This is a genomic window from Mycobacterium sp. 3519A (assembly GCF_900240945.1).
In the GTDB taxonomy this organism is placed as follows: Bacteria; Actinomycetota; Actinomycetes; order Mycobacteriales; family Mycobacteriaceae; genus Mycobacterium.
The window spans coordinates 1,166,322-1,179,530 of the sequence record NZ_OESG01000014.1; the positions used below are offsets into that span (position 1 = coordinate 1,166,322).

General features: G+C 66.5%; 13 protein-coding genes. 8 read left to right on the forward strand and 5 right to left on the reverse strand.

Annotated features, from left to right (window positions below):
* Positions 1-101: 101 nt before the first annotated feature.
* A complete protein-coding gene (locus tag C1A30_RS26495; protein ID WP_101952901.1) occupies positions 102-914 on the forward strand; it encodes an LLM class F420-dependent oxidoreductase in 813 nt (270 codons plus the stop codon).
* Here the strand turns inward: C1A30_RS26495 and C1A30_RS26500 are convergent.
* Positions 911-1,534 carry a hypothetical protein gene (locus C1A30_RS26500; RefSeq protein ID WP_101951265.1) on the reverse strand — a complete coding sequence of 208 codons (624 nt, stop codon included), beginning with the start codon at positions 1,532-1,534 and terminating at the stop codon, positions 911-913. The genes C1A30_RS26495 and C1A30_RS26500 overlap by 4 nt on opposite strands.
* Before the next feature lie 195 nt (positions 1,535-1,729).
* Between C1A30_RS26500 and C1A30_RS26505 the strand changes: the two genes are divergently transcribed.
* The 4 genes from C1A30_RS26505 to C1A30_RS26520 are packed head-to-tail and all read left to right on the forward strand — an operon-like array spanning position 1,730 to position 5,536.
* Positions 1,730-2,857 carry an ABC transporter substrate-binding protein gene (locus C1A30_RS26505; protein WP_101951266.1) on the forward strand — a complete coding sequence of 376 codons (1,128 nt, stop codon included), beginning with the start codon at positions 1,730-1,732 and terminating at the stop codon, positions 2,855-2,857.
* Complete coding sequence (locus C1A30_RS26510) at positions 2,854-3,705, forward strand: ABC transporter permease subunit (RefSeq protein WP_101952902.1); 852 nt, start codon at positions 2,854-2,856, stop codon at positions 3,703-3,705. The genes C1A30_RS26505 and C1A30_RS26510 overlap by 4 nt, the downstream gene beginning before the upstream one ends.
* The gene (locus C1A30_RS26515; RefSeq protein ID WP_101952903.1) at positions 3,702-4,496 is read left to right on the forward strand and encodes an ABC transporter permease; all 795 of its coding nucleotides are present in this window, start codon (positions 3,702-3,704) and stop codon (positions 4,494-4,496) included. Before C1A30_RS26510 ends, C1A30_RS26515 begins: the two co-directional genes overlap by 4 nt.
* Positions 4,493-5,536: an ABC transporter ATP-binding protein gene (locus C1A30_RS26520; protein WP_101951267.1), complete on the forward strand. Its 1,044-nt coding sequence runs from the start codon at positions 4,493-4,495 to the stop codon at positions 5,534-5,536. The genes C1A30_RS26515 and C1A30_RS26520 overlap by 4 nt, the downstream gene beginning before the upstream one ends.
* Here C1A30_RS26520 and lysA read toward each other — a convergent pair.
* The 3 genes from lysA to C1A30_RS26535 all read right to left on the reverse strand — a co-directional run bounded on the left by lysA (position 5,516) and on the right by C1A30_RS26535 (position 8,354).
* Entirely contained in the window at positions 5,516-6,877 is a 1,362-nt protein-coding gene (lysA, locus tag C1A30_RS26525) for a diaminopimelate decarboxylase (protein ID WP_101951268.1), read from the reverse strand. The genes C1A30_RS26520 and lysA overlap by 21 nt on opposite strands.
* Positions 6,878-6,963: 86 nt before the next feature.
* Positions 6,964-7,539, reverse strand: coding sequence for an orotate phosphoribosyltransferase (pyrE, locus tag C1A30_RS26530; RefSeq protein WP_101951269.1), 576 nt, complete (start codon positions 7,537-7,539; stop codon positions 6,964-6,966).
* Positions 7,540-7,553: 14 nt separating this feature from the next.
* Positions 7,554-8,354, reverse strand: coding sequence for a HugZ family protein (locus tag C1A30_RS26535; RefSeq protein ID WP_101951270.1), 801 nt, complete (start codon positions 8,352-8,354; stop codon positions 7,554-7,556).
* A 142-nt stretch (positions 8,355-8,496) separates the two neighbouring features.
* Between C1A30_RS26535 and C1A30_RS26540 the strand changes: the two genes are divergently transcribed.
* Positions 8,497-9,444: a hypothetical protein gene (locus tag C1A30_RS26540; protein ID WP_101951271.1), complete on the forward strand. Its 948-nt coding sequence runs from the start codon at positions 8,497-8,499 to the stop codon at positions 9,442-9,444.
* A gap of 7 nt (positions 9,445-9,451) precedes the next feature.
* Here the strand turns inward: C1A30_RS26540 and C1A30_RS26545 are convergent, their stop codons facing one another.
* The gene (locus C1A30_RS26545) at positions 9,452-9,841 is read right to left on the reverse strand and encodes a hypothetical protein (RefSeq protein WP_101952904.1); all 390 of its coding nucleotides are present in this window, start codon (positions 9,839-9,841) and stop codon (positions 9,452-9,454) included.
* Between the two features lie 229 nt (positions 9,842-10,070).
* Here C1A30_RS26545 and treS point away from each other — a divergent pair, with 229 nt between their 5' ends.
* Both treS and C1A30_RS26555 read left to right on the forward strand, forming a co-directional pair.
* A complete protein-coding gene (treS, locus tag C1A30_RS26550) occupies positions 10,071-11,855 on the forward strand; it encodes a maltose alpha-D-glucosyltransferase (protein ID WP_101951272.1) in 1,785 nt (594 codons plus the stop codon).
* Positions 11,852-13,204, forward strand: coding sequence for a maltokinase (locus C1A30_RS26555; protein WP_101951273.1), 1,353 nt, complete (start codon positions 11,852-11,854; stop codon positions 13,202-13,204). The genes treS and C1A30_RS26555 overlap by 4 nt, the downstream gene beginning before the upstream one ends.
* The last annotated feature ends 5 nt before the right edge of the window (positions 13,205-13,209 follow it).

The window sequence follows — 13,209 nt, forward strand, 5'->3', positions numbered from 1 at the left end:
CCCGCCGCACTGATCAGCGATGCTTGGCGGGTTATGACGGCTATCGACGACGGATATCGTCCGCGGCAATAGCCGCGGTCCCGCGCCGCGTTGTGACCACCATGACCAACCACATCCGCGTCGGTGTCCAGCTGTGGCCCGGCGGCACGCCCGATTACCAGAGCTGGCGCGAGGCAGTGCGCACCGCCGACGATCTCGGCGCCGACGCGATCTTCGGCTACGACCACTTCCACAAGCCGTTCGTCGTCGTCTCCGGCGATGGCCCGGAGCTGCTGCCCGACCAGCTCGACGTCAACAACTTCGAGGGCTGGACCGCGCTGGCGTCGTGGGCGGAGATCACCAGCCACGCCGAAATCGGACTGTTGGTTACCGGGATCGGCTACCGCAACCCCGACCTGCTCGCCGACATGGCCCGCACCGTCGACCACATCAGCGGTGGCCGGCTCGTCCTGGGGCTGGGCTCAGGCTGGTACGAGAAGGACTACACCGTCTACGGATACGAGTACGGCACCGTCAAGTCCCGGATGGATCTGTTCGAAGACGGCCTGGCGCGCATCGAGAGCCGGTTGGACCAGCTGGTGCCGCCGCCAGTGCGCAGAATCCCGATCCTGGTCGGCGGTGTCGGCGTGAAGCGGACGCTGCCCATCGTGGCCACGCACGCCGACATCTGGCACACCTTCGCCAGCGTGCCGGAGTTCCGACGCAAGAACGCGATCCTGAAAGATCTTGCCGGCCAGGCGGGCCGCGCCGAGGAGCAGATCGAGCGTTCCGTGCACTGGACCGGGCGCGAGGAGGCCGACGCGTTCCTGGCGGAGGGCGTCACGCTGTTCACTACGGAGATCCACCCGACCGACGACGGCTACCACTTCGGCGAGCTGAAGGACATGCTGGCCTGGCGTGACCGCCAGCGCTAGCGGCGGCCGCCGCGGGGTTGCGGCGCGACGCTCATCGGTGACCGGGTGACATTGATCTCCGGGCGCTTGGTCTGCCGCGGCTGCACTCGCGGAGCCTCGTATCGCGGGGCCTGATTCACTGGCGACGCGGTCTCCGGCGGCGGGGCAGGGGGCGGCGGCGCGGCAGGTGGCGGCGCCTCGCTGCTGGCCACTTGTAAGGGCGCGACACTGGTCGGTGCGGTCGGCGTGACGGACGACGTCACCTCCGTCGTGGTGCTGCTCTCACCGCGGAACACCAGCAGCACGCCCGACACCACGATCGCGGCCATCGCCGCGGACGCCGCGACGATCGCCGTCATCGCCTGCTTGGTGCGGTACCAGGGGATGGGCGCAGGCTTGAAGCTCCATGTGGTGTCGTTGAACGCGTCGAACCGGTCGTCGTCGTCGACCACACCGGGCTGGTTATCCCAGAAGTTGTCGTCCGGCTCGTCCCACTGATCGTCGACCGGACCCTTCAGAAGATCGTCGGGCGTCTCGGCCGGATCCTGCTCAAACACCAGGTCATCACCGGTCGACTCGGCCGCGTCGGCCTGGTCGTCCCAGAGGTAGTCGAAGTCCCCCGAGGCTTCGCGTTCAACCACACAGCGATGCTATCGCCCGGACCAGGGCAAATGGGCGGGCAGCCGAAATCCGATCGGAGTACAGAGAACGCACAGCGATATCAACGCCGCCAGGATAAGGTTCGGTCGCCCCGGTTGGATTCATTCACCACCGTGACTCGGCGTCGTCACCGCCGGGTCACCGCGCGGTCTCCCGCTCATCGGAAGGTTTCGCCAATGAACAAGTCGCTCCTGGCGGTCACCGCCGCATCCGCACTCGTCTTCGCCGGCCTGATCGGCTGTGCTCCACCGCAGAAGGACAATTCGGGCGGCGAGACGGAGTCCGGCGTGAAGGTCAGTGAGGCGAAGTCGGCGGCCGACTTCGGTGGCATGGATGCGCTGGTCGCCGCGGCCAAGAAGGAAGGCGAGCTCAATGTGATTGCGCTGCCGCCGGATTGGGCCAACTACGGTGCCATCATCAAGGCCTTCTCCGACAAGTACGGCATCAAGGTCAACTCGGCCCAGCCTGACGCCGCCAGTCAGGACGAGATCAACGCCGCCAATCAGCAGAAGGGTAAGAGCTCCGCGCCCGACGTCTTCGACCTGGGTCAGTCGGTGGCGCTGGCCAACACGGCGATGTTCGCGCCGTACAAGGTGGCCACGTTCGACGACATTCCGGCGGCGTACAAGGACGCCAACGGCGCCTGGGTCAACGACTACGGCGGCTACATGTCGATCGGATTCGACACCAGCAAGGTGCCGCCGATCGGCAACGTCAACGACCTCCTCAAGCCCGAATACAAGGGCAAGGTCGCGCTGAACGGCGACCCGACACAGGCCGGCGCCGCGTTCTCCGGCGTGCTGATGATCGCACTGTCCCAAGGCGGTTCGGCCGACGACATCGCGCCGGGCGTCGAGTTCTTCCGCAAGCTCAAGCAGGCGGGCAACTTCCTGCCCGTCGATCCGACGCCCGCGACCATCGAATCGGGCCAGACGCCGGTCGTCCTCGACTGGAACTACCTGAACGCCGCCACCACCGCGAAGCTGCCGAGCTGGCAGGTGTTCGTTCCGCAGAACGCACTGGTTGCCGGCTACTACTACCAAGCCATCAACAAGGACGCCCCGCACCCGGCGGCGGCACGGCTGTGGCAGGAGTTCCTGTACAGCGACGAGGGCCAGAACCTCTATGCCGCAGGCGGAGTGCGCCCGGTGCGTGCCGACCAGATGCTGGCGGCAGGCACCATCGACAAGGCGTCGGTCAGCAAGATCCCGGTCATCGACGGACCCGTCACGGTGCCCAGCCCGGATCAGACCGACAAGGCCACCAAGTACCTGTCGGAAAACTGGGCCAAGGCGATCGGCTGACGGTGGTACGCAAGCTGCGCGACGCGCTGCCGCTGCTGCCGTTCCTCGCCGTCGTGGTGATCTTCCTGATCATCCCGACGGTGACGGTGATCGTCAGCGCGTTCTTCGCTGACGGCACGTTCTCGTTGGCGAAGATCCAGGCGTTGTTCTCCGACACCGCGTTGAGCGCGTTGTGGAAGAGCGTGCTGCTATCGGGCAGCACCGCGCTGATCGGGGCGGTGCTCGGCGCGGTGCTGGCGTGGTTGATCGTCAGCAGCCCGCCGACCTCGATGGTGCGGCGCGCGGTGATCTCGCTGTGCAGTGTGCTGGCCCAATTCGGCGGCGTGGCACTGGCATTCGCGTTCCTCGCGACGATCGGCTTGAACGGGGTGCTGACGTTGTGGGTGCAGCAGATCTTCGGCTTCAACCTCGCGGGCTCGGGCTGGCTCTACGGGCTGTCCGGGCTGATCCTGGTGTACACCTACTTCCAGATCCCGCTGATGGTGATCGTGTTCGTCCCAGCGCTGGAGGGACTGCGCGAGCAGTGGCGGGAGGCGGCGGTCAGCCTCGGTGCCTCGACGTGGCGCTACTGGCGTGAGGTGGCGGTTCCGCTGCTGACGCCGGCATTCCTTGGCTCGGCGCTGCTGTTGTTCGCCAACGCTTTTGCCGCCTATGCCACCGCGGCCGCGTTGGTCAGCCAGGGCAGCCCCATCGTGCCGCTACTGATCCGCGCCGCGCTGACCAGTGAAGTGGTGCTCGGCCAGTCCGGCTTCGCGTACGCGCTGGCGCTCGAGATGATCGTGGTGGTGGCCCTGGTGATGATGGCCTACAACGCCATGGTCCGGCGCACGGCGAGGTGGCTGCGATGACCCGCGTCGTTCGTGCCGTGTTGTGGATCGCCTTCGGCCTCTTCTTCTTGTTCCCGCTCTACGCGATGGCGGACTTCTCCACCCGCAACCTGATCGCGGGCGGCCGCACGGGGCAGGCATGGCAGAACCTGATCGCCGACCAGGCTCTCTACGAATCGATCGTGATCTCCTTGCTGCTCGCGGTTTTCACCGTGATCGCGATGCTGCTGGTGCTGGTACCGACGATGATCTGGGTGCGATTGCGCACACCGTGGGCCAAGGGCATGGTGGAGTTTCTGTGCCTGCTGCCGCTGACCATCCCGGCGCTGGTGATCGTGGTGGGGTTGCGCAACGTCTATCTGTGGGTGACCTATTTCCTCGGGGAATCGGCGTTGACGCTGACGTTCGTCTACGTCGTGCTGGTGCTGCCGTTCGCGTACCGGGCCATCGACGGCGCACTGGCGTCCATTGACCTCAAGACGCTCGCCGAGGCGGCCCGCTCGCTGGGCGCAGGCTGGCCGACGACGATGCTGCGGGTTGTCGTGCCCAACATCTGGTCCGGAATACTTTCGGCTGCTTTCATTTCCATCGCGGTGGTGCTCGGTGAGTACACCATCGCGTCGCTGTCCGGCTATCAGACCCTGCAGGTGCAGATCGTGCAGATCGGCAAGACCGACGGCCCGACGTCGGTGGCCGCATCGCTGGCCGTGCTGATCTTCGGCTTCCTGCTTCTGCTCATCCTGTCGCTGGTCACCCGCGGCCGCCGCAGGGCCACCGTCGAGAACGTCGTCCAACCTGGAGCAGCCGCATGACCACCAACGGAGTCGCCGTCGAACTCAACGACCTGACAAGGGTTTACGGCAGCGTCAAGGCGCTCGACGGGCTCACCCTGCACATGGAGCCGGGTGAACTGGTCGCACTGCTGGGCCCCTCGGGCTGCGGTAAGACCACCGCGCTGCGCATCCTGGCGGGCCTCGACGAAGCCACCTCGGGCAGCGTCTCGGTCGGCGGCCAGGACGTCAGCAACGTGCCCGCCAACAAACGCGATATGGGCATGGTGTTCCAGGCCTACAGCCTGTTCCCGCATCTGACCGTCCTGGACAATGTCGCGTTCGGCTTGAAGATGCGCGGAAAACCGAAGGGCGAACGCACTTCTCGGGCCGCCGACATGCTGGATCTGGTCGGCCTCTCGGCGCACAAACACAAGTACGCCAGTGAACTCTCCGGCGGTCAGCAACAACGGGTGGCGTTGGCCCGCGCGCTCGCGATCCAACCGCGGGTGCTGCTTCTCGACGAACCGCTGTCGGCATTGGACGCCAAAGTGCGCACCCAACTGCGCGACGAGATCCGCCGCGTGCAACTGGAAGTCGGCACGACCACGCTGTTCGTCACGCACGACCAGGAGGAGGCGCTGGCGGTCGCCGACCGTGTCGGAGTGATGAGCCAGGGCAAGCTCGAACAGTTGGCCGCCCCCGCCGATTTGTACGCCAACCCGGCCACTCCGTTCGTCGCGGAGTTCGTCGGCCTGAACAACAAGGTGCCAGCTGAGGTTTCGGGCGGGCAGGCCCACCTGTTGGGTACCGCGGTGCCTGCACTCGACGGGTCTGTCGCGGGCCGTGGGCTGGCGATGGTGCGACCGGAGTCGGTGACCATCACCCCGGATCCCGCGGGCCCCGCGACCATCAGTTCGGTGGCGTTCCTCGGACCCATCTCTCGGGTGTACGCCACGCTCGACGACGGCGCGGTGATCAGCGCGCAGATGGTCAGTTCGAAGGCCAAGACGTTCGCGCCGGGGGACCGGGTCGCGGTCGGTGTCGAACCGACGGGTGTGCTAGTCGTGCAGGCGTCCTGACCAACCGCGGTCGCGGGTCAGCAGATCGGCGATCGTCTCGCGGCGCACCAGCTCGGTGACCCGCCCGTGCTTCACCGCGACGATTGGCGGCCTGCCCACCATGTTGTAGTTCGACGCCATGCTGTGCTGGTACGCGCCGGTGCAGGCCACCGCCAGCAGGTCGCCGGGGTGCACGTCGGCGGGCAACTCGATGTCGCGGGCAATCTCGTCGCCCGATTCGCAGTGCCTGCCCGCGATGGTGACCCGCTGCACCGGGCCCAGCGCGTGCCGGTTGGCCAGCGCCACAGTGTATTTCGCGCCATACAGGGCGACGCGCGGATTGTCGGACATGCCGCCGTCGACCGCCACGAAGGTGCGGCCGCCGGGCTGCGACTTCACCGACACCACCCGGTACAGCGTGACACCGGCGCGCGCGCTGATCGCCCTGCCAGGCTCGATGACGATGCGCGGCCGTGGGAACCGCTCCGCGGCGCACGCCAAGTCGAGCGCGTCCTCGACGATGTCCGACAGTTCACCGACGCTGAGCTCGGGATCGCCTGTCACATAGGGGACTCCGTGTCCGCCGCCGATGTTGAGCTCAGCCAGTACGACGCCGTGCGCTCGCCGGATGTCGGCCATCGCGGCGATCATCCTGCGGACGACCTCGCCATAGAGGGTCGGGTCGGTGACTTGTGAGCCGATATGGCAGTGCAAGCCCACCAACTCGAGCGCAGGCTGGTGCAGGATGCGCTGCGCCGCGGCGACGGCATGCCCGTCGGTGAGCGCGAAACCGAACTTCTGGTCGTCAACGCCCGTAGTGACCGCGGGATGGCCGCCGATGTCGATGCCGGGTGTGACCCGGATCAGCACCGGCTGTCGTCGCTTGGCAACACAGGACAGGTAGGCGATCTCCATCGGCGAATCGATGACCACCCTGCCGATACCGACGGTGGCCGCGTCGCTCAACTCGTCGACCGGTTTGGCGTTGCCGTGCAGCACGATCCGCGAAGGATCCACACCGCCGGCCAGCGCGATGGTCAGCTCACCGGCCGAGCTGACGTCGACGCCCGCGCCCTCCTCGGCCACCCACCGGGCCACGTCGGTGGTCAGCAGCGACTTGGCCGCGTAGCGGATTTCGGCGTCACGCAGCATCGTGCGATAGGTCTGCAGCCGGTGCCGGAAGTCGGCCTCGTCCAGAACGTATGTCGGGGTGCGGAATTCATCCGCGATATCGGTCAGCGCCACGTCGCCGACACAGAGCCTGCCCAAGTCGTCCACGGTGGCCGTCAGCGGCCAGATCGCCGGGTCGATCCTGGAAGCGGCGGCGTTGTGCAGGGACGGCAGATAGTCCAGCAATGTCATAGGGCCACCGTGCGCCCGTCGTCATCCGATGGCACGGGTTTTGACGGGGTCTTGACGCGCAGCGGGTCAATATTGATGCGCTGAGGTCACACGTCTTGGACCGGTTCGATCCCCAGGTCGCGGTAGGTGACCAGCGCGACGAACGGCACGTTGCGCGCGGCGAAGCGTTTGGTGGCCACGTCGCCGCGGTCCACCATCGGGATCACACCGGTGACCACCGCGCCCGCCGCCGTCACCCGCTCGTAGGCCTTCTCGGTCGACCCGCCGGTGCTGATCACGTCGTCGACGAGCAGCACCCGCATCCCCGGTTCGATCCGGGTGCCCTCGATCCACTGCTCGCGGCCGCGCTGCTTCTGTTCCTTGCGCACCGAGAACCAGGCCTTGCCCGTGACCATTGCGACGCCGTGCGCCAACGGGTCCGCGCCCATGGTCAGCCCGCCGACGGCGTCGAACTCAATACCGTGCCGCGCGGCCAGGTCGGCGACCGCCTTGCTGACGATCGCCAACCGCTCCCCGGTGTCGACGGCGAACTTGCCGTCGATGTAGTCGTGGGACAGTTGGCCGCTGGCCAACTTGAACGGCTCCTCGCGATGTTCATAGCCGCGCGTGCGGATGAGATCGAAGGCGGCTTGCCAGGTGTCCGGGCGGTCGGTGACAGACATATCGAGAGCCTAGGTCAGGCTCCCCGGGCCCGACGGGTCAACTCGACCGTGGCCGAACGCAATTCATCGATGGAGTCGATCGGGCCAGCGTATGAGATGCGGGGATACGCGACGCCACGTGGGGTGACCACCCGCAGATCCAGCCCGTACCGGTCGGCGCCGGTGCAGGTGGCCGCGGTGGTGTCCGGGTATCTGCCGAGGGTCTGCGCCATCGCCACCAGCGCTTCGGCGTGGTCGTTGTTGAGGTGCGCGATCGCGCCATCGGCGTGCGGCGCCACCGGGTCCGGTTCGGCGGCGCGGTACGCCTGGCCCGTCGCGGAGTCCATCCGCCCATAGCCGCCCACCCAGCGCACCCGGTGCACGCGCAGCACCCACAGCGTGAAGTCGCCGTAGTCGATGTAGTACTTCGCGGCGGCGACGGCGGCCAGGTGCGCGTCGCGGGCGGCGGCCCGCTCCTCGTCTGCCGGTTGCTCGACGACGCCTGCCAGGGTGACGCGTCCGCTGGCCAACGGATCGGATTCGCGCTGCGGCGCCACGATCGCGATGCTGGCGCGCGGGTCGGCGGCGAGATTGCGGCCGTGCTCGGCCAGATTGGACACGCACAGCACCGGCGCGCCGCCGAGCAATCCATAGGTCACGAACGACGCCCACGGGTCGCCGTCGGCGGTCAGCGTCGCCAGCGTGCCGGTGTTCGTCGACGCGGCGATGGTGCGGGCCTCCTCGGCCGCCGACGGCCGAACCGAGTTGACGGCAGCGGTGAGCGGGGCGGGGACCGACGGCGCATCGCCCGGGTCGCCGTGATCACGGGAGGCCACGTCGGCACGATACCCAACCGTGACATCGGCCTTGAATTCGGTGATGTATTTCGCGACTCGGAAAACGCCTGAATATGCGAGAATAACGCCACTTATTCGATTGACGGACAACGATTCTCATCGGGTATGAGGAGGTTCGGCAATGCGGTTCATTTCGTCCGTATGCGTGTTCGCCGCGAGCCTCCTGATCAGTGTCGCCAACGCCGGAATCGGCTACGCGGACACGGGTGAGAGCGACGGTGCCGAAACCGAAACCGCAACCGTCGCCAGCAAATCCGACGACAACGGGTCCGGCTCGCGCACCGACGGCGCCAGCAACGCCGAACCGCCGAGCAGCACCGTCGGGAATGGCCGCGAAGACGTCGGCGTACAAACCAAAGCGGAAGCGAAAAAGAATAGCGGCACAAACCCCAAGACGAAGATTTACAAAGGGTCTTTGGTGATTCCGTACTTCCGCATTCCGCGACAAAAAGAGCTACCGCCGGGCGGGTTGCCCGACCCGTCGCTTTTCTACGGGACCATCGTGATTCCGGTGCCGACGCTCGGCGACGTCCTGGCGGCTATGCAACCGAAGCGGCCGGCGCTCGTCCCTGGTCCGTCGCTGAAGACCCAGGCCAAGGAAGCGCCGCCGGTCGTGGACTCGATCGGAGGAGGGGACGGCGGCGTCGACCCGCTGACGGCCGGCTACTCGGCCGAGCCGCCTGTGCTGAAGGCGCCGCTGGTGATCGCACCGCTGCCCATTCCACTGTCCGCGCCGCCCCCGCCTGCCGCGGCGGCGGGTGTGCCGCCGGCGCCAGTGGCGGCAGCAGGCGTACCCGTGCCAGCGATCCGCGGTGCACTACCGCCGCCGCCGGAACCGGTCGCCAAAGCGGTGACGCCGATGAGCGGGCACACGATGGCACCACAACCGACGCGGCTCGGTTATCCGCGCGAGCTACGCAGCCCGACATCGGCCGAACTGACCATGTTGGCTCTGCCAGGAATCGCGGGGCTGCTGCTGCTCACGATCTCCGGTGGTGTCATCGGCTACCGGCAGGCCAACAGCGCCCGCTTGCTGCGCGCCCAACCCGCGGCGCGGTTCCTGCGATGAAGGACCGCTAGCCGCCGAGCGCGGCGATCAGATCCTTGATCTTGCTGGTCTCTTCCTCGGTGGCGGGTTCCTCCGCCTCGACGTCTTCAATGATGTCCTTGCGCAGACCGACGCCGTTTGCCGCTTCCTTCGTCGACAGCTTGGCGCGGCCGCGCGCGACGTACAGTCGCTGGCCCAGCGTCGCGCCTGGACCGTGCGCGGCGGTCTCCATCAACTCGTCGTAACGGTGGCGGACACCGCTGAGGGCGACGATGACCGACGGCGTGACGCGACTGCGGCCCGCCGCTTCCGACAACGACGACTGCAGTTTGCGGAGGCCGGCCAGGATGATGCCTGCGCGGTGCGGGAACTCCGGATCGTGCACGTCTGGAAGCGTGTCGATGGCGGCGGAATACATGTGCATCGCCGCGTCGGCCATGCCGACAATTACTGGGGCTTCACCATCATTGGGCGTCGAATCAGCCACTGCCACTCAATTCTTCGTAGAGCAAAACTGCGCCAGTGATGGCCAGATCGCCACGCTGACGGATCTAGGACGCGGAAACCGTAACCCGACTTGATTACGGTTTCAACCGGTGGCTCGATGGCGGTTCAGTTTCGTCAGACATGGGTAGGTTTGAAGGCTGATGGACCAAAGCAGCGGGGACGTCGTACACGATCCAACAGAAGGTAGCCACGTCGAGGACGGCGTGGTCGAACACCCGACCGCCGAAGACTTCGGCCATGCGCGCGCACTTCCCGAGGACCGCACGTGGTTCAAGCGTGCGGTGTTCTACGAGGTGCTGGTGCGCGCGTTCTACGACTCCAACTCCGACGGGTCCGGCGACCTGCGCGGATTGACCGAACAACTCGACTACCTCAAGTGGCTTGGCGTGGATTGCCTTTGGCTGCCACCGTTTTACGATTCCCCGCTGCGCGACGGCGGCTACGACATCCGCGATTTCTACAAGGTGCTGCCCGAGTTCGGCACCGTCGACGATTTCGTCGAGTTGCTCGACGCCGCGCACCGCAGGGGCATCCGCGTCATCACCGACCTCGTCATGAACCACACGTCGGATTCCCACGAGTGGTTCCAGGAGTCGCGGCGCAACCCCGACGGGCCGTACGGGGACTACTACGTGTGGAGCGACACCAGCGAGCGCTACGCCGACGCCAGGATCATTTTCGTCGACACCGAGGAATCGAACTGGACGTTCGATCCCGTTCGGCGCCAGTTCTACTGGCATCGGTTCTTCTCCCACCAGCCCGACCTGAACTACGACAACCCCGCCGTGCAGAACGCGATGCTCGACGTGTTGCGGTTCTGGCTCGACCTCGGCATCGACGGATTCCGGTTGGACGCGGTGCCGTATCTGTTCGAACGGGAAGGCACCAACTGCGAGAACCTGCCCGAGACGCACGCGTTCCTCAAGCACTGCCGCAAGGTGATCGACGACGAGTTCCCGGGCCGGGTGTTGCTGGCCGAAGCGAACCAGTGGCCCGCCGACGTCGTCGAGTACTTCGGCGACCCGGACACCGGCGGCGACGAATGCCATATGGCCTTCCACTTTCCGCTGATGCCACGCATTTTCATGGCGGTGCGGCGTGAGTCCCGGTTCCCGATCTCGGAGATCCTGGCCCAGACTCCACCCATTCCCGACATGGCGCAGTGGGGTATCTTCCTGCGCAACCACGACGAGTTGACGCTCGAGATGGTCACCGACGAAGAGCGCGACTACATGTACGCGGAGTACGCGAAGGACCCGCGGATGAAGGCCAACGTCGGCATCCGCCGTCGGCTGGCGCCGTTGCTGGAGAACGACCGCAACCAGATCGAACTGTTCACCGCGCTGCTGCTGTCACTGCCCGGTTCGCCGGTGCTGTACTACGGCGACGAGATCGGGATGGGCGACATCATCTGGCTCGGCGACCGCGACGGCGTGCGCACGCCGATGCAGTGGACGCCCGACCGCAACGCGGGATTCTCCACCGCGACACCCGGGCGGTTGTACCTACCGCCGAACCAGGATGCGATCTACGGCTATCAAGCCGTCAACGTCGAGGCGCAGCGCGACAGTTCGAACTCGTTGCTGAACTGGACGCGGACCATGCTCGCGGTGCGCCGCCGCCACGAGGCGTTCGCCGTCGGGACGTTCCGGGAACTGGGCGGGTCCAACCCGTCGGTGCTCACGTTCGTCCGCGAGGTCGAGGAGAACGGCCAGAAGGACACCGTGTTGTGCGTGAACAACCTGTCGCGGTTTCCGCAGCCGATCGAGATGAACCTGCAGAACTGGAGCGGGTATACGCCAGTTGAGATGACCGGGTACGTTGAATTTCCCCGCATCGGCCAGTTGCCTTACCTGCTGACCTTGCCCGGCCACGGGTTTTATTGGTTCCAGCTGCGGGCGCCGGAACCGGGAGAGCAGCAATGAATCTGCCGTTCGACGAATGGATCGTGCACCAACGCTGGTACGCCGGACGCAACCGCGAACTGACCTCCGTTGAGCCCGCCGTCGTGGTCGCGTTACGAGACGACCTCGAGCTGGTACTGCTCGATGTGTCCTACGCCGAGGGCCCATCGGACCGGTACCAGGTGATCGTGCGGTGGGATTTCGGAGCCGCGGAGGCGGCGACAGACAGCGGGAGCCCGATCTCCGAATATCTCTCCGTCGCGACCATCGGCTCCGACGACGACCGCACCGCCTACGACGCGCTGTACAACCCAGCCGACGCGAAATACCTGCTGTCGCTTGTCGATTCTTCGACAGAGTTTGGAGACGTCCGGTTCGTCAAGGAGCCCGATGTCACGCTGCCGGTGGACGCCGCGCCGCGGGTGTCTTCGGCCGAGCAGTCCAACACCAGCGTGATCTTCGAAGAAAAAGCGGTGTTCAAGGTGTTCCGCCGCATCACGCCGGGCATCAACCCCGACATCGAACTGAACCGCGTACTGGCCCGCGCAGGCAACAAGCATGTGGCGCGACTGCTCGGCTCCTACGAGACGACGCTCGCGGGCGAGCCGTATGCGCTCGGCATGGTCACCGAGTTTGCCGCCAACTCCGCCGAGGGCTGGGACATGGCGACCGCCAGCACCCGCGACCTGTTCGCCGAGGGCGACCTGTACGCCGACGAGGTCGGCGGCGACTTCGCGGGCGAGTCGTACCGGCTCGGTGAGGCCGTCGCCTCCGTACACGCCACCCTTGCCGACCAGCTCGGCACATCGACGATCGTGTTCCCGTCCGACACCATGCTGGAGCGACTGGCCGCGGCCGCTGCGGCGGTGCCCGAACTACACGAGTACGTGTCGCTGATCGAGGAGCGCTACGGCAAGCTCGCCGAAGAGACGATCACGGTCCAACGCGTGCACGGTGACCTTCACCTCGGACAGGTGCTGCGCACTCCAGAAGGCTGGCTGCTGATCGACTTCGAAGGCGAACCCGGTCAGCCGCTCGACGAACGGCGTCGCCCCGACTCGCCGTTGCGCGACGTGGCGGGCGTGCTGCGGTCGTTCGAATACGCCGCCTATCAACGGTTGATGGAACAGTCGAGCGACGAGGACCGCGAGCGGCAACTCGGCGCGCGGGCCCGCGAGTGGGTGGACCGCAACGCCGCCTCGTTCTGCGAGGGCTACGCCGAAGTCAGCGGCGTCGACCCGCGCGACTCAGGACACCTGCTGCACGCCTACGAACTCGACAAGGCCGTGTACGAGGCCGCCTACGAGGCGCGGCACCGGCCGAGTTGGCTGCCTATCCCGCTGAAGTCCATCGCGCGGATAGTCGGTTAGCGCCG

Coding starts and splice junctions, on each gene's coding strand:
- C1A30_RS26495 (WP_101952901.1), top strand. CDS start 102: ATGACCAACCACATCCGCGTCGGTGTCCAGCTGTGGCCCGGCGGCACG.
- C1A30_RS26505 (WP_101951266.1), top strand. CDS start 1,730: ATGAACAAGTCGCTCCTGGCGGTCACCGCCGCATCCGCACTCGTCTTC.
- C1A30_RS26515 (WP_101952903.1), top strand. CDS start 3,702: ATGACCCGCGTCGTTCGTGCCGTGTTGTGGATCGCCTTCGGCCTCTTC.
- C1A30_RS26520 (WP_101951267.1), top strand. CDS start 4,493: ATGACCACCAACGGAGTCGCCGTCGAACTCAACGACCTGACAAGGGTT.
- lysA (WP_101951268.1), bottom strand. CDS start 6,877: ATGACATTGCTGGACTATCTGCCGTCCCTGCACAACGCCGCCGCTTCC.
- pyrE (WP_101951269.1), bottom strand. CDS start 7,539: ATGTCTGTCACCGACCGCCCGGACACCTGGCAAGCCGCCTTCGATCTC.
- C1A30_RS26540 (WP_101951271.1), top strand. CDS start 8,497: ATGCGGTTCATTTCGTCCGTATGCGTGTTCGCCGCGAGCCTCCTGATC.
- C1A30_RS26545 (WP_101952904.1), bottom strand. CDS start 9,841: ATGTATTCCGCCGCCATCGACACGCTTCCAGACGTGCACGATCCGGAG.
- treS (WP_101951272.1), top strand. CDS start 10,071: ATGGACCAAAGCAGCGGGGACGTCGTACACGATCCAACAGAAGGTAGC.
- C1A30_RS26555 (WP_101951273.1), top strand. CDS start 11,852: ATGAATCTGCCGTTCGACGAATGGATCGTGCACCAACGCTGGTACGCC.